Raw genomic sequence first — 17,415 nt, forward strand, 5'->3', positions numbered from 1 at the left:
GCCCGTGATCATGGCGGCGGCGGGCGAAGGGCGCAACCGGGTGCGCCGCGCGCGGAGATTTTTCGCGCGGCGATGTCACATCCCGCCGCGCCGCCTCGTCATGCGGGAAAGGCCGATGACCGGCCCGCATATCGAAAGGAAATCGCCATGACCCGTTTGAACTGGGCCGCCGTCGCCCCCGATGGCGCGAAGGCGCTGTTCGGCGTCCACCACTATATCACCACGCGCACCGGCCTGCCGGAGGAGCTGGTCCATCTCGTCTTTCTGCGCGTGTCGCAGATCAACGGCTGCGCCCATTGCATCGATCTCCACACCCGCGATCTGCTGAAGACGATGCCGGTGGAGATTGTGGCGCTGCTGCCGGTGTGGCGAGAGGTACCGCACCTGTTCGCCGACCGGTATCGCGCGGCGCTGGACTGGGCGGAGGAGGTGACCAACCTCAGCATCACTCATGCGTCGGACGAAGCCTATGCAGCCGCGGCGGCGGTGTTCGAGGAGAAGGATCTTGTCGACCTGACCATCGCCATCGCCGCGATGAACGCCTTCAACCGGCTGGGCGCCCCCTTTCGCCTGCCCGTGGCGGCGAAGCGCTGAGGGGCGCGCACATTCCGATACACGCCGCAACCCACCGCTGCACCGCCCCGAAACGTTGGATCGGGGGAGCAGGTTCACGCCGGACGCTTCAATAGTAAATCGTGAACCGCGCCGGCCAAGATCTTGTCGAAAAGATTCTCGGGGAGGAAGGCTGTGCCACATCCAGATTGGCCACTCTGGCTTTTTGATCGAAACTCCTGACGGTAACCTTGGCAAATCCAAAATCAAAACTCTGCGGGAGAGGATCTTTCCTCTGAACAAACTGCCAATTGTCCAGCTTCAGGATCATGCGAGGATTGTCGAACCCCTGAATCACCATCCCGGGCGTGGAGACCTCCTTCCCCTCCACGACAACCTGATACGCCACATTCGGCCGCCCGGCCCCGCCATTATAGTAAATCAACTCTATATAGCATTTTTCGCAAAGTGGGGCATTTTCCACAACAGTGAATGGAGACAAGCCACCATCGGCAATACCCTGCGATCGGTTTTTACTGCCGTCCAATATATATGATTCGAAAACATGATTTTGATCAGAGTCGAGAAAGCATAGCTTGAAGCTTTTGCCAAAACTGCTTTTGATATTCCGGTCTATTTTTCTTTCTTCGGTGCAATAAGCCGAAATCTCGTTCGCGGCATCGACGGAAAAATGTCTCAGCAAAACCTCTCCGGCAGCAACGTTCCAGGTGATACCGTCGATGCTACCGGTCATCGCCTGACTGACGGTGGCCTTGGCCGTGACGCCGATCGGCACCTGGTAGAAACCGGCCTCATCGGAGACGTCGATATTTGTCTGGCTTCCAGGATCACGGGGCAAGGCCAACCAGTAATCCCTTTTGAATGCATTTCCCGACTGCGCCGATGCCGGGACGGAACCGATCGGAAAGAGTGCAATGGCCAGTATTGGCGCGATCCAGCGCTTAATCGACATCCGCCTGCTCCATGCGCCCTGGCAGACATCGTCCGGGTGGACGGTGCATCCGCCCGTTATTGCAGGCAGGGATAACCCGATCTCGGCCCGGGAGGAAAGCAAAATGGCTTGGCTTCGCCGCGACATTGCCGTGCAGGCCTGCCGGACATGCGGGCACAGCCTCTCGTCCTGCGGAACGATCACCGGATCGACATCGAGCTCGGCCGGGCCGGACGCCCCCAGCCGCGCGATCAGCCCATCCGGTGTCCGCCGGTTGCCGATGATCGCGCTGATATGATGCCCCATGCGTGGATCATGGCCGAATATGGCGTCGTCTCAACGGCGCGCCACGCCGGGCTGGCCGGCGCGGACGACGAATTGCGTGGTGCAGGCGATCGTGTCGGGCGCCAGTTCGTCGCGCACCATGCGCGCGCCGCCTTCCCGCCACAGGGTGAAGGCGCAGCGGTGCCCCTGCGCGTTGGCGCGGCAGGCCATGTTCCGGATATGGAGCTGCGGCGCGTTCTCGTCCTCGCTGCCGGCATTGTACCACAGCGACGCGAGCGCGCTGCCGTTGTAGATCATGCCGTTGAGTTGCAGATCGCGCCAGAGCGCGCCGCGAAGCTGGCCGGCCAGCGGCCCCTCCGGAGGCGCCATCGTCGCGGCGGCGAGCAGGATCGGCATGGGAAGCACGGCCAGGCGATGGCATCATCGCGCGTTCCTCCAAATAGGCGGGATTGCCCCCGGACAACAGGCCATATGGGCCGAGGCATACACCATGGCCTTATAACTCAATTTATGCGATAATATGAGTTATAAACGGAGATCTTATAACTCATGCCATGGAACTGGGAACAGCCCGGATGGCCGGATTTCACATGGGACGCAGCGGCGCTGACGGCGCGCGAGGCGCGTTTCCTGCGGGAGACGGGCATCCAGATCGGCTCGATCCGGCATTTCGACGAACATATCCGCACCGGCATCATCGTCGACATGATGACGGGTGAAGCGCTCGATACGTCGGCGATCGAAGGCGAGGTGCTGAACCGGGACAGCGTGCAATCGTCGCTGTTGCGCAATTTCGGCCTGGCGACGGACAATCGGCGGGTTCCCCCGGCCGAACGCGGCATCGCCGAAATGATGACCGACCTCTATCTGGGATTCGGCAAGCCCCTGTCGCACACCGTCATGCATGCATGGCACCGGATGCTCATGCAGGGGCGCATCGATCTCCACGGGATCGGCGGCTACCGCACCGGGGGAGACCCGATGCAAGTCGTCTCCGGCTATGTCCATCAGCCCAAAATCCATTTCGAGGCGCCACCCGCACGGGCGGTGCCGGGGGAAATGGACAGGTTCATCGCCTGGTTCGCCAGCACCGCGCCGGATGGTTCCAATCCCTTGCCCGCCCTTACCCGCGCAGGCCTCGCACATCTCCATTTCGTGAGCATCCATCCCTATGAGGACGGCAATGGACGCATCGCCCGGGCGCTTGCCGTGAAGGCGTTGGCGCAGGCCGCCGGCCAGCCCAGCCTGCTGTCGCTTTCGCATGTCATCCATGGCGATCGCCGATCCTATTACGACGCGCTGGAAGCGAACAACAAGCATGTCGCGGTCACCGACTGGCTGGTCTATTTCGCGGACACGATCCTGGAGGCGCAGGGCCATACGCAACATCTGATCGACTTCCTGATCAGCAAGACCAAGCTCTACGATCGTGTCCGGGATATGCTCAACGACCGTCAGGCGCGCGTCGTCGAGCGTATGTTCCGCGAAGGACCGGGCGGGTTCGAGGGTGGGCTCAGCGCCGCCAATTATATCAGCATCACGCGCGCCCCGCGCGCCACCGCGACCCGCGACCTCCAGGATCTGGTCGAAAAGGGCGTCTTGACGGTGACGGGCGTACTCAAATCGACGCGCTATCATCTGAATATCGGTGATGGCGACGAAGATCTTCGCCACCCCTGAGATCCTTCGCGCGCCGCTTCACGCGCCCGAAACCGGAATGCTGAAGCGGCCGCCCCGCAGATAGTCGACAAGGATCGTCTCCACCTGCGCGGTGCTCAGCGCATATTCGGGCGGCGGTGCGGTGATCGCCGCCGCGATGCGCCGCCATATCGTGCCGGCCGCGCGGCTTTCGCGCGCCCGGCGCGCGCCGTGGTCGGTCGTCATGCTGGCGGTGAAGGTGGTGCTCGTCCACCATCCGCCCCGGCGGGCGACGGCGGACCATGTTTCGCCCCGGCGCGTCGCGCGGACATGATCCTGGGGCCCGCGCGAAAGCATGATCGTCCCGCCCGATCCGGTCCGCGACAGGGTTTTCAGCGCGGCGCGCAATTCGGCTTCGCTTGCCACCCGCACGGCGTCCCCTTCGGGCAGCGCCAGCATGGCGGGGGGAACGTCCGGATCGTGGCGGGCGCCGGTCATGGGCCGCTTGTGCCATGCCGCCCACCCCGCCGCCAGCCCCCGCGCACAGGCCGTAGCATTCTTGCAAATGATTCGCATTTGAGTTAGCAGCACCCCAACAAGGGGAAACGTAAAAATGATCCGCAAGATGATCGTGGGCCTGTCGCTCTCGGCGGCCACAATCGCGTCCGGCGCGCTCGCGATGGAGCCGGGCGAGGATGGCAGCGGCGACGACATCATCGTCACCGGGCGCGTCGCCAAGCTCTACCGGGTGGAGGAAACGGCAAGCGGCAAGATGCCGACCGAGCCGCTGGCGTCGTCGCAGGCGATCACCGTGCTCACCGCCGACCTGATCGCGGACCAGGGCGCGCGCGACGCGCAGGACCTGTATCGCAACATCTCCGGCGTCAGCTTCTTTTCCTATGCCGGCGTCACCGCGCGCGGATTCCGCCAGCAGGAGAATTTCTACGACGGGCTGCGCGGCGATCCCTATATCGGCTTCGCGGTTCCCCAGCTTTTCAACATCGAGCGCGTCGAGTTCCTGAAGGGGCCGGCGGGCATGCTGTACGGCCAGTCCGCGCCGGGCGGGCTGTTCAACTATGTGACGAAGAAACCGTCGCAGACCTTTTCCGCCTCCGCGCGGATGGTGGCGGGCACCGGCGATCGCTACGGCGCGCAGGCGGAGGTGACGGGGCCGGTCAACGATGTCGTGTCGCTGCGCGGCGGCGCCTTTTTCGAGGATCGCGATCTGCCGCGCACCTTCGCGGGCAATCGCTCGCTGCTGCTCGATGCCGGCGCCACCTTCGATCTCGGCATCGCCAGGCTGACGACGCAGGCATGGCGGATCGAACAGGATCTGGCGGCAAACCGCCTGCGCGGCATCGCCGTGGACGCCGATGGGCATTTTCTGGCCAACCGGCGCTGGAATCACAACGAGCCCAGCGATTTCCTCGATCTCCGCTCCACCGCGCTGCAGGCGAAGCTGGAGATCGAACCGACGGACAATCTGAAGCTCGACATTGCCGGCCGCCGCATCGACGCGAGCGAGAAGCAGAAATATCACGAGCCGATCACGCTGCTCGACAAGAATGGCGACGGCCGTTTCGACGCGGTCGCGCGCCAGTATCGCGATCAGTATCGCGGCACCAAAAGCTGGTCGTTCGGCGGCAACGCCGTGTGGTCCGCCGCGATTTCGGACGGGGTTTCGAACCGCGTGCTCGCGGGCTTCGACTACAGCACCGAGGATGCGACATCGACGGCATCGCAGCTCACCGGCCGGGCGACCGCCGCGATGGGGCTGCCATGCCCGCTCGATTTCGCCAACCCCGTCTATCGCGCGTGCGATCCGGCACGATACGCCATGCCCGCCGCGACGACGACGCTGAGCGAAACCAGGCGCAACGGCTTCTACCTGCTCAACGAACTGACGCTGGGCCGGCTCGTCGCGGTCGCGGGCATCCGCACCGACAGTTTCGAGGATGTCGCCATCGCGGCCAACGGCACGCGCACGGGCTTCAAGGGCCGCGACGAAACCTACCGGCTCGGCCTGGTGTGGCGCGTGCGCGACGATGTCTCGCTGTTCGGCCAATATGCGACCAGCTTCGAACCGCAATCGGCGGCGGCGCAGGATCCGCGCGCCGGCGGCCCCTTCGCCCCGACGACGGGCGACATGATGGAGGGCGGCGTGAAGACCGCGCTGCTGGGCGGCCGCCTGCAGAGCAGCCTGTCCGTCTACCGGATCAAGCGGCAGAACCTGCTGCAAGCCGATCCGCGCGGCGATCCGGAAGGCGACGGCATCAACAATTCGGTGGCCTTCGGCGAAGTCACGTCCAAGGGCGTCGATGTCGATATCGCGGCGGACCTCACCGACAATTGGGTGCTGACGCTGACCTATGCGTATAACGATACGCGCGTCACGAAATCGACGACGCCGGCCAACGGCAATATCACCAATGTCGTCGCGGGCGGCCGCTTCGCCAACGCGCCCAGGAACAAGCTGGGCTTCTGGACGCGCTACCAGATTCCGGCCGCCGGCCTCGCCTTCGCGCTGGGCGGCGATTATGTGTCGAAGCGGATCAGCCTGTCGAACCAGCCGGTCAATCCCTATTTCATCTTCGACGGATCGATCACCTGGGCGCGCGGCCCATGGGACGTGCGGCTGCGCGTCGACAATATCCTGGACAAGACCTATGCCGCGTCGGGCTTCAATGATCGCGGCGGGCATTTCCCCGGTGAGCCGCGCTCGGCCTTTGTGGAAGTGGGATACCGGTTCTGAACGCACAGCCCGCCAGACCCAGAGCCAGGAAATCCGGCGGACGGCGGCTGTGGTGGGCCGTCCACCAATGGGTGGGGCTGAAACTGTCGCTGTTCCTGGCGTTCGTGCTGTTCACCGGAACGCTGGCGGTGCTGAGCGCGGAGATCGACTGGGTGATCCACCCCTCGCTGCGCGTGGCGCCCGCATCGGCGGAAGCGCCGCCACGCTGGGATCTGATCGCCGGGAATGCGGCGCGCCATCCCGGCGTCGCGACGATCAACTATATCGCGCGCCCGCATGCCGGCGCCTTCGCCGCGCGGGTCGCGTTCCAGCGTGCGGACAAGAGCCGGGGCTATCTGCACGTCCACCCCGCCACCGGGCGCGTGCAGGGCGAACAGGGTTTCGTCGATGCCCAGCGCGTGCTGCGCAACCTGCACCGCCATCTGAACCTGCCCGTCAAATACGGCGTGCCGATCGTGGGTTCGCTCGCGATCCTGCTGCTGATCAGCCTCGCCACATCCTTCGTCGTCTATCGCAAATGGTGGCGCGGCTTCTTCCGCCCGATCCGCTGGCACGATGCGCGCACCGCCTGGGGCGATTTCCATCGGCTGGCCGGGGTGTGGAGCCTGTGGTTCGTCGCGCTGATCGCGCTGACCGGCCTCTGGTATCTGGTCGAACAACTGGGCGGCGACGCGCCCAACCTGCCCGAACCCCCGGCCATCGCCGCGCCGCCAACGACAATGGCGGACGCGACGGGCGCGGCGCACGCGCTGCCGGCGAGCCTCGCCGCCGTGCGCCGCGCCGATCCCGCGCTCCGCATCGAGATGATCCAGTTCCCCGACAAGACGTCGGGCGCCTTCACCTTCCAGGGGCAGCGCGGCGCCTGGCTGGTGCGGCCGCGCGCCAATGCCGTCTGGGCGGACGCCGCCACCGCGCGTGTCGAGATGATCAGCGACGGGCATGATCTGAATGTGCACCAGCGCATCTCCGAAATGGCGGATCCGCTGCATTTCGGCAGCTTCGCCGGTTATTGGACGCGGATCCCCTGGTTCCTGTTCGGCCTGGCGATGACGGGGCTCGCCCTGTCCGGCGCCGCCATCTATTCGCACCGCATCGCGCACGGCGCGCGCGTCGCGGCGGCGGCCAGCCCGGTCTGGAACGGCCTGTGGCGCGGCATGGGCCAGTGGCGCTGGCTGTCGCTGGCGCTGATCGCGACGGGCGCGGCGATGATCGTCCGGATGTTCGTGGAGGGTTGACGCCGCATCGCGGTTCGCCGCGCGCACGTCCGGCCTCGTCGCATGGGAAGGCTGCCGGGCGCATGGCGGGCCGGCTTCGCAGCAGGCGCGTCGATCGCGGCGCCGCACCGCCATAGGCGGGCCGGGTTCGCGGCATCCTGCCGCATGGAGATCCGCCATGGCCCGCCCGCGTTTCCCGCGAAATGCGACATTCCCCGCGCTGTTTCCGGCGCTGTTCCCCATCCTGTTCGCCATGCCCGCCGCCGCATCCGCGCAGGAGATCGCGATCGTGCAGAGCGGCGCCGACGGCCGGTACGAACGGCAGATCGATCCCAGGGCATCGGTGCAGGGCGTCGATGCCGCCAGCTTTCGCCGGTTCCGCGCGGCGATGGACCGGCTTGTCGCGGGCTTCGCCGCCATGCCCGCGGTCAACGCGCCGCCCGCGCCCGTCTGTCACCGGCTGAAGAGCTTCATCGAAACCACCCGGCCGCATGGCGTGCTCAGCGGATCGGTTGCGGTGATGAGCCCGATCAAATTCGAGAACGGGCGCTGCCACCGGATGACGGGGGGCGGCATCGAGCTGACCGTGAACCGCGCCGACGCCGCGTTCGAACGTTCGCGCGCGCAGGTCGCCGGGGCGGAGGGCGGCCGCGCCGACTGGTTCGTGATGAAGCCGGAGATCGCGGACGGCGTGATCCGCCTGGCGAACGGCGCCATCCTCGTCACCAACGGCAAACCCCTGCTGATCCCGGTCTCCGGCCGCCGCTATGCCGTCGAACAGACGAAGCGGGAGGATGCGGACCTGCCCGCCGGATCGCCATATCCCCGCCGATGGCGCGATCTGTCGCAGCGCCTGCCCGCCGCCGTCGCCGATCGGCAGGCCTGTCTCGACGAGACCATGTTGTCGCTGGAACTGACGGACGATTGCCTGCCGCTGCGCCGGGTGTGGGAGGTCAATCCCGACTATTTCGACAAACGGGCGATGGGCGACGCACAACTGATCGTGCTGCGGACGCCGCAGGGGCGCTATCATGGCGAAAGCGATGCGCGCCTGCGCGCGCGTGAGGCGCTGTGGGCGTCGATCGACATCGCGGCGATCGCCGCGCTCATGCGGGGCTGATCCGGCGCCGGTTTTCCGATCGGCACGCGCCGGGATTGCTCCCCGTCACGCGGTGCATCGTGGGCGGCGCGGGGGGATGGCGGTTTCGATCGCTTCCGTGCCATCATCGCGCGAAATTCGGGGCGCCGCCGCTATGGTCGATGTGATTCATGTGCATGAAGACGATTGGGGAATGCGCAATCTGTATCCGCTGACCGCCCGCGCCGAAGTGGAGGCGGATATCGCCAGGGCGGCGGCGGCGGCCGAACAGAACCGGCATCCCTCGGGCATCGGCTTCACCGATCTCTACATGGTGGAGACACCCTCCACCGGCTATGCCGATCTGGGCCTGACGCTGGCGCGTGCCGAGGCCGCGCTCGCGCCGATCCTGCCGCGCGTGCGCCGTTTCAACGCCACGGTCTTCTCGGCGATGGGCGGCGGCGGGCAGGATCCCTTCGGTTCCTATGACGACGATGCCTGGTGCTTCGGGCTGGGCGCCCATTGCTATGTCAAGCTCGATGCCAAGGGGCCGCTGGTCGACGGCATCTGGTTCGATCTGAATACCGACGATGCCGACGCCATTGCCCGGCTGCGCAGGGCGATGGAGGCGATCGACGCCATCGCGCCGAGCGTCGTCGCCGATTATTTTCTCGATTTTTCAGGGCCGGTTGCGGAAGCCGGAACCCTGGACCACTATTTCGCCGAGCTGGAGGAAAGCCGCCGCAACGCCGAACGCGCCATGCTGGAATATCGCGCAGGGGATGGGCAGCGGGCGCAACCGCCGGGATTGATCCGCAAGCTGTTCGCCATCTTCGGGCGTGCCCCATGAGCCTGTACCACGCCCTGTGCCGCCGGGTGGATGGGATGCTGGCCCCCACGCCGAGCAGGATGATGGCCGTGATCCCCGTGATCCCGCTACTGGCGACGCCGCTGATCGGCGCATGGTGGTGGATCCCGTCGCTGATCTTCGCGGTCGCGTGGCTGATCTTCCTCCTGTGGCGCGCCTCGGTGATCGCCAAGACCGGCTTGATCGGCGCCGACGCGGCCGATCTCGAACGGATCGGCGGCACCGGAACCGCGCCCCGCCCCGTGCCGCCGCCGCCCGGCCCCGAAGCATCGGCCGGGATGGACCCGCTGCAAAGGGCTGTGCTCGCCCTGGCGCAGCCCGCCGATGTGCAGCTTTCGCTCTTTCCCGATTTCGTCTGCAAGGGTGACGAACTCGCGCTCGATTTCGAGGACGCGCTCCTCGCATCGCCCGACGCCGCACGCACCGACGCGCAACGCGCCGCGCTCGGCGCGCTCGACGGGTTGATCACGTCGATGAGCGGGGAACGGAACAGCGACTTCTGGTTGGATGAAGGCATGCTGCGATCGCACCCCATCTGGGAGGAGATCCGCGCATCGGCGCGGGCCTGCGCCGCCGCCTTTGGCTGGGAAATGCGGATCCCGCCACCGTCCGGCGCGACCTATATTCCCGCCGGAGCGTGGAACGGCTGATCGAGGTCGATCGAAAGACCGGGGCCGGACGATCGCGATCACATCGCTTTCGGGCATTTCCCTCAATCGATCGCCTCCACCCCCGCCGCCTTCAGCCGCGCCAGATTGTCCTTCATCTCCTGCAATCGCTCGGGCGAATGGCCCTGCCACTCCGCCACTTCGCCGATGATGCGCAGCGGATCGCGCGAGCGATAGGATCGCGTCGGATTGCCGGGGAATTTCCTGTCGGTCAGGTTGGGATCGTCGATGATCGGGCCGGTCGGCTCGACGATGTAGATGCGTTCCCGCCCCTCGCCCGCCGCCAGTTCCGCACCCCAGATCGCCGCGTCGAGCGTGCCGGTGAGGTAGACCCAGCTCGCCCGTTTGCGCGCGCCGTAATTGGAACCATATCCCGCCGCGATCAGGTCTCCCGGCTTCAGGTCCGCGCGCGTGCCGTGGTAGAAGCGCGTCGGCAGGCGGGTGCTTTCGTTCGTATCGATGGCTGTCATGTCATGCCTCTCCAGAGAATCGAAGGGCAAGGGTCATGGACCAGGCACCCGGGCTTGCCGCAAGCCCCCTGCCCGGCTAAATCATCATGGCGGCGGACGATGGCCCCCGGCGTCAGCGCTTCGCCTTTGCCGCCAGTTCATCCAGCACCTCGAAAATCGCATCCGCCACTGCCTGCGGCGCGTCGATCTCGATATTATGGCTGGTGCCCGGCACGGTGCGCTGGCGGCCCCGGCGCGAAAGCGCGGCGGTTTCGGCGTGCAGCCATCGATAGGATCGGTAACTGGCGGCATCCATCGGATCGGCCGCGTCGAAATCGCCATGGGTCAGCACGATCAGCGGTTTCGCGCCGAACGGCGTGCCGCTGAACAGCCGGCGATAGACCGCGTCGCCGCGCCCGTCCCCATAAACGCTGTTGGCGAGTTCGGACGCCTGGCTTTCCTGATAGGCGGCCCCCACCTGGATGCGCATGCGCGCCGCCGCGATCGCCGGGCCGAGCGGGGCGCGCACCGGATCGGTGCAGCGCCGGTATTCCGGTGATGCGGGATCGAGCGGCCGCACGCGCGCGGCCGCCGCGCAGCCCTGATAATGGGCGATCAGCCGCTTCATCCAGTCCGCGTCGCTCAACTCAAGCCGCGCGGCCACACTCTCCCCGAATTGCCCGCGCAGCCGATCGCGCACCCGTTCCGCCGCGCGATCCTCCGATGGATCGACCAGCACCAGGCCCGCGACGTCGCCGGGATGAAGCGCCGCATGAAGCTTCATGTTGAACCCGCCCAGCGAATGGCCGACCAGCACCAGCGGCGTATCCAGCCCGGCCGCGCCGATCAGCGCATGCAGATCCTCGACGATGGCGACGGGCGAGCGCGGGCCCGGCGCCGGATCGCTATGGCCCAGCCCCGCGCGATCATAGCTGCACGCCCGCGCCCGCGCCGCCACCAGCGGCTGCACCAGCGCCCAGATGACGGACCAGTCGCTGCCCCCCGCATCGAACAGCACGGTGCGCGCGCCCGATCCCGTGCAGAAAAGATTGATCCGCCGCCCGCCGCCGATATCGACCATCCGGTGCGCATGCACGAACCGGTCGAGCATGTCCGCCGGTACCCCCGCCCCCGTCCCCGCCGGCCTCCCCGTCCCCACCGGATCGCCCGTCACCGCCTGCGCGAACCCGCCACCGGGCATCGCCACGCATGCCAGTATGGCGGCGCCGCACAGCCGCCAAAGCGCGCGCGCGCAGCGAAAACGGCGAAAGCGGTGGAAATGGCGGGCACGGCGCACGCGGCGGATCAGCCTGATCATATCCCCTCATCGCGCGGACGCGCCCGGCCGGCGAGCGGCGGAGCGGACAATGTTCGGGGCGATCTCGCCGGCCGGGGCCCAAGCGCGCCGCCGATCGCATTGCAAAGCGGCCCCAAAAGCGGGATAGCGGGCGGGTATCGCGTAGAATGGGCGGGGAAGCCATGACTGGAACGAAAACGACATGCCGGTGAGCATCATCCCGGCACTCCCCACCCGCCCGTCCACGCCCACCGCCACCGGCACCGTGGTGCTGACGGGCAGCCCCGTCGCGACGGTCGCGGCCGATGCCGTGCACTACGGCGTCTCGATCACCGATCCGACCGACGGGTCGACCTATGGCTGGTATTATCGCGCCGGCTGGGGCGCGCCCTTGGTGTTCGTCAGCGACGAGTTCATCTTCAACTGGAAACTCGACAATGCGGGCCTGATCTGGAGCACGTCGACGATCGACAGCGTGATCGCGGTCGAGGTCGACCAGCTTGCCAACAGCGGCACGATCGTGGCCGAGATCGGCAGCTATACCGGACCCCTGTCGAGCAATTCGAACTTTGCCGTGGGCGTGCTGCTCAGAGGAACGGTGATCTCGCTCGGGCCGTCGAATCCCGCCTTCATCAACAGCGGCGGCATTTTCGCGATCGCCGAGGACGGCAATGCGATCGGCGTCAACACCGAATCGGTCAGGCACAGCTTCGTCAATTCCGGCCTGATCGCGGTGCGGGCCACCGAAGACGATCCGGAGATGCACGGCGGTGCCCAGGGCATCCGCCTTGAGAACGGCGGCAATCTGGTCAATCAGGCGGGCGGACGGATCCTGGTCGAGGGATCGGGCCTTGCCTATGGCGTCTATATCGGCCGGGGCACCCATGCCGCCTTCGATTACGGGCCGGAGGTGGACAATGCCGGGCTGATCCAGGTGACGTCGACCGATCCGGCCGTGCGCTCGATCGGCATCTACGCGATCAATCTGGGCGTCGCCAGCAACGGGATTGGCGGATGGATCGTGATGGAAACGCTCTCGATCGTGAACAGCGGCACGATCCGTGCCGATATCGCGATCTACGCCCCGTCGGATACGGGCACCTTCATGGAATCGCGGCTGATCAATCCCCAGACGATCACCAACGAGGCGGGCGGGCTGATCGAGGGCGATATCCAGCTTTTCCGCGGCGACGACATCCTGATCAACCGCGGCACCATCACCGGCCGGATCGAGCTTGGCGAGGATAACGACCTGCTCGACAGCAGCGCCGGCACGATCAACGGGCTGGTGCTGGGCGGATGGGGCGATGACACACTGATCGGCGGCAATGGAGCAGTCCAGTTTCGCGGCGGATTCGGCGCGGACGTGCTGACCGGCGGTGACGGCGACGACATGCTGGCTGGCGATTTCGGCGACGACACCATTACCGGCGGCGCAGGCAATGACGGGCTCTATGGCGGTCTCGGCAACGATACCCTGCTCACCAGCGGTGGCGACGTTGCATGGGGCGGGCTGGATGCCGACCTGATCGAGACCGGAGACTATAGCTTTGCCGAAATCCGCGGCGGCGGGGGCATCGATCGTTGGGTGATGGCAACAGGTGCACGCTCTCTCGATCTCTCCGCAGTGGCGATGAGCGGCCGCGTGTCAGAGATCGACGTCATCGTCTCGAGGGGCGACAAGCTGCTGGTGATCCGGCCGGGCGACGTAACCGCGATCAGCGATGGGCTCATGCTCTATATCGATGCGCTGCCGAGTGATCAGATTCATCTTGCGGGTGGCTGGATCGCGGTCGACCAATCAGTCCATGATGGCGACGCATATCTACGCTACACCGCCGGCGCCGAAACCATATTCGTTCGAGAGGGTGCACAGGTGGTGCTGAACGGCCCGCCTCCAACCGTCGGCGGGCTCGACACTATCGCTGAAGGTACAGCAGCCCCCGCCCCCCCGCCAAATACGGACGAAGCGAACGTCTTCATTTCCGGCGTGGTAGTGGCGAGCGACCTGCATATCACTGAAACGGAGGTTTGGAGTTCGTCGACGGGGGCACCGGTTTTCGTGTTCGCAGTCACCGGTAACCCGCCCGATATCGTCAATCACGGACGTGTTCTCAACGATAACGCCACCAGTCTTTATGCCTTCGCGATGGGAGCACCAGATTTCGAATTCGGGCCCCCTGTGTTCGGAACTTTCACCAACTATGGCCAAGTGATGACGCACGCCGCCGGAGCCGACACCCATGCCTTCGGTTTCTTTGGCGCCAGCTCAGGAAAGGTGGTGAACAACGGAGAAATCCACGCCTTTGCCCAGAACGGCGACGCGCTGGCTCTTACGAGTTACGAAGGTTCGCCGGGCGCAGAATCGCCCGCCATCGTCAACAACAACGATATCTACGCCCTGTCCCATGGCGGGTTCGCGACCGGGGTCAGCACGCACAACGGCGCCGCCGTCATCAACACCGGCGTGATCGAGGCGGCCGGCGGCGACGGATCGATGGCCGTGGACATGATCTCCGGCTTCGGCACCCTTATCAACAGCGGCGACGTCATCTCCTATTCTCCCGATACCAGCCGCTTCTACGCGGTCGGCGTCGGCCTGTTCAGTTCGGGGGTGATCCACAACCAGGCCGGCGGCCTGATCGCGGGCGATATCGCGATATTGCTGGAAGCGAGCCAGGGCGGCCTGTTCGACATCACCAATGACGGCGATATCCTGGGCGCGATCGTGATGGAGCGCTGGGGCGGATATCCCGATTATGCGAGCACGCTGCGCTTCACCAACAGCGGGCAGCTCGACGGCGGCATCGTCATCGACGACGTCAACGGCTATTCCTCGTGGCTGAAGATCGACGGCGAGAACCGGCTGCTCAACGATGTGATCGTCAATCGCGGATCGATTGCCGGAGACGTCTTCCTGTCGGGCGGCAACGATCTTTACGACGGGCGCGGCGGCACGCTGGGCGGCCTGCTCGACGGCGGCGACGGCACCGATCATGCGCGCTTCGCCGGCAACCGCGCCGATTACCGGATCACCGCCGAAGGCCGGGGCTATCGCGTCACCGATCTGCGGCCGGGGGCGCCCGACGGGTCGATCCTCATGGCCGATATCGAGATCCTCGAATTCGCGGATCGCGACATCTGGCTGGTGCCCGCGCCCGGCGCGGACACCGATTTCCGCTTCATCGCCGCGAACGGTTTCGTCGGCGGCGTCAGCGGATATGGCACGGTGTTCGGCACCAACGGTTTCCAGGACCTGACGGTGCTGGACGACGGCCCGTCCAGCCTGCAGCTCGACGGATCCTTCGCGCGCGGCGGCGATATCGTGCGGCTGCCCGGCAATGCGGCCGACTATATGATCGAGATCGCCGGATCGAACGCGCTGCTCACCGGCGGCAGCGTCGCGATCGCCATCCCGATCGGCACCGCCGGCATGCCGATCGTCTTCGACGACGGCGCGCGCACCCTGGTCTATGATGCCGGGCTGCGCGCGGTGATGATCGGCGTGCAGGCGATCGGCGCGGGCGGAACCATCACCGCCGCCGCCGACGGATCGGTGCTGCCCGGCGGCGGCAATCCGGCGGCGACGGCGCGGCTGGTGCTGCGCCCGGATATCGACGCCCCGGCGGTGGTTTCCGGCAAGGTGAACATATTCGGCACCAATGGCGGCGATCAGGTGACGCTGGGCCACGGCCATTTCGAACTGGACGGCTCGTTCGCGCGCGGTGGCGACACCATCCATCTGTTCGATCCCGCCTCCGAGTTCAAAGCCTATATCGCGGGCTCCAACCTGGTGCTGCTCTCCGCCGATACGGTGGTCGCCATCCCCGTCGGCCTGGAACTGACGGCGCTGGATTTCGACGGAACGACATTGCAGCTCCGCTACTATGGCGGTGTCAGGATCGGCGATCAGGTGATCACCGCCACCAGCGCGGAAACCGCCGATCCGCTCGCCCTGTCGCCCCTGGCCTTCGCGGCGGAGGGCTTTGCCTGAAACGGACCGGAACGGACGGCAGCCGCCCCTATCCGGCGAAGCGGGCGGATCCGGCCTGATGGAACGAACGCGGCGGGAACGGAAACGCGCGCGGCTTCTCGAGAGCGGGTCTTTCCGCTCGATGCCCTAGAAATGATGCTCCAGCGGCAATGCGGCCAGCTCGAGCGTCCAGCGATGCCGGCGCTCCTCATAGACCGACACGCGCGGCGGCGGGAAATCCGGATCGGCGAAACTGCCCACCGCCACAGAGACGAAGCCGGGAAAGGCGCTTGGCTCCCAATAGACCGTCGATCCGCAATCCGGACAGAAATGGAAGGTCGCGGCGGCGCCGCTGTCCCCCACCCGCGTCCAGCGCGACGACCGGCCGGCGATCGTCACAGTGTCGGTCGCAAAACGCGCCTGCACCGCAAAGACGCTGCCCGTGCGTTTCTGGCATTCGAGGCAGTGGCAGATCGAGATGCGGACGGGTTCCCCCGCGCAGCCCAGGCGAAGCTGCCCGCATCCGCATGTGGCCGTCCGCCGCGCCATATCGTCGTCCTCGCGCTCGGCGGCGATCATCCTTCGCCCCGCTTCGCATCGGCCGCCGCGAAATGCGCCATCTGGTCGGCACGCGCCTTTTCGAAAGCGGGCCGGGCCAGCGCGCGCCGGATATAGGCCTCGCTCGCGGGCCGATCGCCGCGCGCGCGCACCTGCGGAATGCGCAGCACGTCCGCCATCAGCAGGTCGGCGACGGTGAAGCGCCCCTCCACCAGCCATTCGCGCCCGCCCAGCACCGTTTCCACATGCGCCAGCCGGCTGTCCAGCCAGCCCGACAGGCCGTTTTCATGATCGCCCGAAAGCCCCAGGAACCACCAGGGCACGCTGACCATCTCGATCGAATTGAGCGCGGCGATCACCCATTCGGTGGTCTCCGCCTCGCCGCGCGGTGTGCGCGGCATCAGGATTTCGCTCTTCTTCGCCAGATGCAGCAGGCACGCGCCGCTTTCGAAGATCGAGATGTCGCCTTCGGTCAGGAAGGGCACCTGCCCGAAGGGCTGATGCGCGAAATGGCTCGGCTGGCGATCCTCGAACGGCACCGCGCCGATCTCGTAAGCCAGCCCCGCTTCCTCCGCCGCCCAGCGCAGCCGCAGATCGCGCACAAAGCCGCGCGGCCCCTTGGGCACCCAGTCATAGGTGAAGATCGTCAGCGTCTCGCTCATGCTTCGGCACCTCTCCAGTCCGCGCGTATCGCGTCGGCGCGCCTCGATAGCAGGAACGGCGGCCGCGCGCAGCCGGGCAGGGCGCGGCGCGGGCAAGGTCGCCGCGCTTCCACAACGCCCCGGCGCGCGACTATGCTGGCACGATGAAAAAGGGGGCGGCGATGACGGCGGATGAAACGGGCACGGAGCTGGACGCCATCGCGGCGCTGCTATGGGCTGAATGGGATCCGATCGGCGTGAATGACGATCCCGATGCCGCCGGAGAATATGACGGCTATGCCGAGCAGGTCCACGCGATGCTGAAGCGCGGCGCGGATGCGGACGAGGTCGCGCGCCATCTGAGTTGGACGGTGCGTGTGCTGATCGGCCTGAGCACGACCGACGAACACAGCCTACGGATCGCGCGCAAGGCGGTGGCGATCCATGGCGCGCGGGCGGGCGGGTAGCGCAGCGGGAGCGATGATCGCCG

At 66.4% G+C, this 17,415-nt stretch carries 16 protein-coding genes; 9 read left to right on the top strand and 7 right to left on the bottom strand.

Annotated features, from left to right (window positions below):
- Positions 1 to 147 precede the first annotated feature (147 nt).
- Positions 148 to 594: a carboxymuconolactone decarboxylase family protein gene (locus K7G82_RS22240; protein WP_222992149.1), complete on the top strand. Its 447-nt coding sequence runs from the start codon at positions 148 to 150 to the stop codon at positions 592 to 594.
- Between the two features lie 88 nt (positions 595 to 682).
- Here the strand turns inward: K7G82_RS22240 and K7G82_RS22245 are convergent, their stop codons facing one another.
- Together K7G82_RS22245 and K7G82_RS22250 are read right to left on the bottom strand one after the other, a co-directional pair.
- Entirely contained in the window at positions 683 to 1,810 is a 1,128-nt protein-coding gene (locus K7G82_RS22245) for a hypothetical protein (RefSeq protein WP_222992150.1), read from the bottom strand.
- Positions 1,811 to 1,840: 30 nt separating this feature from the next.
- Entirely contained in the window at positions 1,841 to 2,185 is a 345-nt protein-coding gene (locus K7G82_RS22250) for a hypothetical protein (RefSeq protein WP_222992151.1), read from the bottom strand.
- A gap of 153 nt (positions 2,186 to 2,338) precedes the next feature.
- Between K7G82_RS22250 and K7G82_RS22255 the strand changes: the two genes are divergently transcribed.
- Positions 2,339 to 3,469 carry a Fic family protein gene (locus tag K7G82_RS22255; RefSeq protein WP_222992152.1) on the top strand — a complete coding sequence of 377 codons (1,131 nt, stop codon included), beginning with the start codon at positions 2,339 to 2,341 and terminating at the stop codon, positions 3,467 to 3,469.
- 18 nt (positions 3,470 to 3,487) lie between these two features.
- Here K7G82_RS22255 and K7G82_RS22260 read toward each other — a convergent pair whose 3' ends face one another.
- Complete coding sequence (locus tag K7G82_RS22260) at positions 3,488 to 3,925, bottom strand: hypothetical protein (RefSeq protein WP_222992153.1); 438 nt, start codon at positions 3,923 to 3,925, stop codon at positions 3,488 to 3,490.
- A 115-nt stretch (positions 3,926 to 4,040) separates the two neighbouring features.
- On the opposite strand from K7G82_RS22260, the gene K7G82_RS22265 reads away from it, so the two are divergent.
- The 5 genes from K7G82_RS22265 (at position 4,041) to K7G82_RS22285 (ending at position 9,989) form a co-directional block, all read left to right on the top strand.
- Positions 4,041 to 6,179 carry a TonB-dependent siderophore receptor gene (locus tag K7G82_RS22265; protein ID WP_222992154.1) on the top strand — a complete coding sequence of 713 codons (2,139 nt, stop codon included), beginning with the start codon at positions 4,041 to 4,043 and terminating at the stop codon, positions 6,177 to 6,179.
- A 47-nt stretch (positions 6,180 to 6,226) separates the two neighbouring features.
- Complete coding sequence (locus K7G82_RS22270) at positions 6,227 to 7,414, top strand: PepSY-associated TM helix domain-containing protein (RefSeq protein ID WP_281423051.1); 1,188 nt, start codon at positions 6,227 to 6,229, stop codon at positions 7,412 to 7,414.
- 157 nt (positions 7,415 to 7,571) lie between these two features.
- Positions 7,572 to 8,513: a hypothetical protein gene (locus tag K7G82_RS22275; protein ID WP_222992156.1), complete on the top strand. Its 942-nt coding sequence runs from the start codon at positions 7,572 to 7,574 to the stop codon at positions 8,511 to 8,513.
- 172 nt (positions 8,514 to 8,685) lie between these two features.
- Positions 8,686 to 9,321, top strand: coding sequence for a hypothetical protein (locus K7G82_RS22280; RefSeq protein ID WP_222992157.1), 636 nt, complete (start codon positions 8,686 to 8,688; stop codon positions 9,319 to 9,321).
- A complete protein-coding gene (locus K7G82_RS22285) occupies positions 9,318 to 9,989 on the top strand; it encodes a hypothetical protein (RefSeq protein WP_222992158.1) in 672 nt (223 codons plus the stop codon). Before K7G82_RS22280 ends, K7G82_RS22285 begins: the two co-directional genes overlap by 4 nt.
- Positions 9,990 to 10,051: 62 nt before the next feature.
- Here K7G82_RS22285 and arr read toward each other — a convergent pair whose 3' ends face one another.
- Positions 10,052 to 10,477, bottom strand: a complete 426-nt coding sequence (gene arr, locus K7G82_RS22290; RefSeq protein ID WP_222992159.1) for an NAD(+)--rifampin ADP-ribosyltransferase — start codon at positions 10,475 to 10,477, stop codon at positions 10,052 to 10,054.
- 112 nt (positions 10,478 to 10,589) lie between these two features.
- Positions 10,590 to 11,774, bottom strand: coding sequence for an alpha/beta fold hydrolase (locus K7G82_RS22295; RefSeq protein ID WP_222992160.1), 1,185 nt, complete (start codon positions 11,772 to 11,774; stop codon positions 10,590 to 10,592).
- A 181-nt stretch (positions 11,775 to 11,955) separates the two neighbouring features.
- Between K7G82_RS22295 and K7G82_RS30085 the strand changes: the two genes are divergently transcribed.
- Positions 11,956 to 15,747, top strand: a complete 3,792-nt coding sequence (locus tag K7G82_RS30085; protein ID WP_222992161.1) for a calcium-binding protein — start codon at positions 11,956 to 11,958, stop codon at positions 15,745 to 15,747.
- A gap of 126 nt (positions 15,748 to 15,873) precedes the next feature.
- Here the strand turns inward: K7G82_RS30085 and K7G82_RS22305 are convergent, their stop codons facing one another.
- Positions 15,874 to 16,305, bottom strand: coding sequence for a GFA family protein (locus tag K7G82_RS22305; RefSeq protein ID WP_246623790.1), 432 nt, complete (start codon positions 16,303 to 16,305; stop codon positions 15,874 to 15,876).
- Positions 16,302 to 16,946 carry a glutathione S-transferase family protein gene (locus K7G82_RS22310; RefSeq protein ID WP_222992162.1) on the bottom strand — a complete coding sequence of 215 codons (645 nt, stop codon included), beginning with the start codon at positions 16,944 to 16,946 and terminating at the stop codon, positions 16,302 to 16,304. The genes K7G82_RS22305 and K7G82_RS22310 overlap by 4 nt, the downstream gene beginning before the upstream one ends.
- Before the next feature lie 161 nt (positions 16,947 to 17,107).
- Between K7G82_RS22310 and K7G82_RS22315 the strand changes: the two genes are divergently transcribed.
- Positions 17,108 to 17,392: a hypothetical protein gene (locus K7G82_RS22315; protein ID WP_222992163.1), complete on the top strand. Its 285-nt coding sequence runs from the start codon at positions 17,108 to 17,110 to the stop codon at positions 17,390 to 17,392.
- Positions 17,393 to 17,415: the final 23 nt, after the last annotated feature.

The sequence above is a fragment of the Sphingomonas colocasiae genome (genome assembly GCF_019880585.1).
Classification (GTDB): Bacteria; Pseudomonadota; Alphaproteobacteria; order Sphingomonadales; family Sphingomonadaceae; genus Sphingobium_A; species Sphingobium_A colocasiae.

What these genes read in the sequence shown, in the direction of transcription:
- K7G82_RS22240 (WP_222992149.1), top strand. Translation starts at nt 148, where the DNA reads ATGACCCGTTTGAACTGGGCCGCCGTCGCCCCCGATGGCGCGAAGGCG.
- K7G82_RS22245 (WP_222992150.1), bottom strand. Translation starts at nt 1,810, where the DNA reads ATGGGGCATCATATCAGCGCGATCATCGGCAACCGGCGGACACCGGAT.
- K7G82_RS22250 (WP_222992151.1), bottom strand. Translation starts at nt 2,185, where the DNA reads ATGCCGATCCTGCTCGCCGCCGCGACGATGGCGCCTCCGGAGGGGCCG.
- K7G82_RS22255 (WP_222992152.1), top strand. Translation starts at nt 2,339, where the DNA reads ATGCCATGGAACTGGGAACAGCCCGGATGGCCGGATTTCACATGGGAC.
- K7G82_RS22260 (WP_222992153.1), bottom strand. Translation starts at nt 3,925, where the DNA reads ATGACCGGCGCCCGCCACGATCCGGACGTTCCCCCCGCCATGCTGGCG.
- K7G82_RS22265 (WP_222992154.1), top strand. Translation starts at nt 4,041, where the DNA reads ATGATCCGCAAGATGATCGTGGGCCTGTCGCTCTCGGCGGCCACAATC.
- K7G82_RS22275 (WP_222992156.1), top strand. Translation starts at nt 7,572, where the DNA reads ATGGCCCGCCCGCGTTTCCCGCGAAATGCGACATTCCCCGCGCTGTTT.
- K7G82_RS22280 (WP_222992157.1), top strand. Translation starts at nt 8,686, where the DNA reads ATGCGCAATCTGTATCCGCTGACCGCCCGCGCCGAAGTGGAGGCGGAT.
- K7G82_RS22285 (WP_222992158.1), top strand. Translation starts at nt 9,318, where the DNA reads ATGAGCCTGTACCACGCCCTGTGCCGCCGGGTGGATGGGATGCTGGCC.
- arr (WP_222992159.1), bottom strand. Translation starts at nt 10,477, where the DNA reads ATGACAGCCATCGATACGAACGAAAGCACCCGCCTGCCGACGCGCTTC.
- K7G82_RS22295 (WP_222992160.1), bottom strand. Translation starts at nt 11,774, where the DNA reads ATGATCAGGCTGATCCGCCGCGTGCGCCGTGCCCGCCATTTCCACCGC.
- K7G82_RS30085 (WP_222992161.1), top strand. Translation starts at nt 11,956, where the DNA reads ATGCCGGTGAGCATCATCCCGGCACTCCCCACCCGCCCGTCCACGCCC.
- K7G82_RS22305 (WP_246623790.1), bottom strand. Translation starts at nt 16,305, where the DNA reads ATGATCGCCGCCGAGCGCGAGGACGACGATATGGCGCGGCGGACGGCC.
- K7G82_RS22310 (WP_222992162.1), bottom strand. Translation starts at nt 16,946, where the DNA reads ATGAGCGAGACGCTGACGATCTTCACCTATGACTGGGTGCCCAAGGGG.
- K7G82_RS22315 (WP_222992163.1), top strand. Translation starts at nt 17,108, where the DNA reads ATGACGGCGGATGAAACGGGCACGGAGCTGGACGCCATCGCGGCGCTG.